The organism is Nonlabens xylanidelens, from assembly GCF_002934445.1.
Taxonomy (GTDB): Bacteria; Bacteroidota; Bacteroidia; order Flavobacteriales; family Flavobacteriaceae; genus Nonlabens; species Nonlabens xylanidelens.
The window spans coordinates 1-1,543 of the sequence record NZ_PTJE01000018.1 but is presented as its reverse complement, the minus strand read 5'-3'; the positions used below and the strand labels follow the sequence as shown (position 1 = coordinate 1,543).

At 33.2% G+C, this 1,543-nt stretch carries 2 protein-coding genes; both read left to right on the top strand.

What is annotated here, in order from left to right:
• The coding region (locus tag LY01_RS14955; RefSeq protein WP_317044710.1) for an RHS repeat-associated core domain-containing protein at nt 1–980 on the top strand (980 nt) is incomplete at its 5' end.
• A gap of 14 nt (nt 981–994) precedes the next feature.
• Nucleotides 995–1,438, top strand: a complete 444-nt coding sequence (locus LY01_RS14950) for a hypothetical protein (protein WP_104516802.1) — start codon at nt 995–997, stop codon at nt 1,436–1,438.
• The last annotated feature ends 105 nt before the right edge of the window (nt 1,439–1,543 follow it).

The window sequence follows — 1,543 nt, the reverse complement described above, 5'->3', positions numbered from 1 at the left end:
ATCCGTATGGGATGCTCCTAAATAATAGACATGGATCCGTAGACAGCGACGCATATCGCTACGGTTTCCAAGGACAGGAGCGTGATGATGAAGTGAAAGGCGAAGGGAACTCGTATAACTATACGTATCGTATGCATGATCCTAGGTTGGGTAGGTTTTTTGCGGTGGATCCTCTTGCTCCTAAGTATCCACATTACACCCCTTATCAATTTAGTGGAAATAAGGTAATTGCTTTTGTTGAATTAGAAGGATTAGAGGAAGCACCTACGCCTGATAAGAAATCAACATATGAAAATAATAAGAGGTTTAATGATTCTGACCGAAGAAACATATTGGATTATGGTGACTTTGAAGAAGTAGACCTAGATTATGCAGAAAGAAAGTTAAATGGATTTGTTGATGAAGCTAGAAATTATGGGTATAACTTTTCAGCAGATAATTTAGAACACTTTTTAGGAAATACAGGAGAAGATCGAAATGTAAGTAAAGATGTGATCTTAGGAGATGTTAATTTAAGAAATCTTATTAGATTTAATTTACAAAGAATTTGGCTTGGTGATATGTCAGATGATGTTGATGGTTTAGAGGTTGGGGAATCTAAAGTATTTGATAAATATTACGTAGATTCAACGAATGCGAGTCTCTTTTCTGATAACTACTATGCTTCAGGAGGCTCAAATATTAAGACCACTACTAAATTAACTATCACAAGAACTGGAGAGATGAGTTGGAACGTAAAAGGTTCAGTTCATAATATTTGGTCAGATACTTATGATTGGCATGGTGGTTTAGGTGTTTATATACCTGGAGAAGGAATGGTTGGAGATGAACTTGGTGAAGCTCTTTCTTATTTTGGTAGGGCTAAAGGCTTTAAATTAAAGTCAAGTTGGGAGACTAAAGTTAATTTTAATGTTTACGGAGTATGGGGAGTAGTTACATGGGGTGGACTTAATAGTTTAGAAGATAGTGTAAAAGAATAATAATAACAGTCACAATGAATAATTACTACACATTTTTATTTTTCTGTTTATTTTTATCATGTGATGATAAAAATGAAGCAATTGATGTAGACTCAATTACTGTAGAGTCCACAAGCTTGTTTTTTTCTAGAGAGCTTGGCAAAAAGCTAATTATAACGAATAGTGAATATTCAGAAATTGACTCTAATAAATTAAGAGATAATGTAGACGGTGATTGTAATTCATATTTGTTTGATGAAATTGAGTTTTATAATCTTATTGATTGCGATGGAAAAAGTTATTTTATCATAAAGAAAACAGGAGAGATACAGAGAAATGATAATCATAAATGGGGTTCTGATTTACCTGAAAACTATTTAGGAGGATTTTATTATAATAGACTTACTGATGAATATAATTTTAAGTTTGAAAAAAGTGTTGAAAAAAGCAATGTTTATAAATATGGGGGAAATATATAATCTTTCGGTTTGCATCCACGTCGCGCTCGTCTGTGACGAGAGTGAATAAACATGGCGTTTGCAACGCGTGAGCAATACTTTTGTAGAAAATATAGTAACAAATAA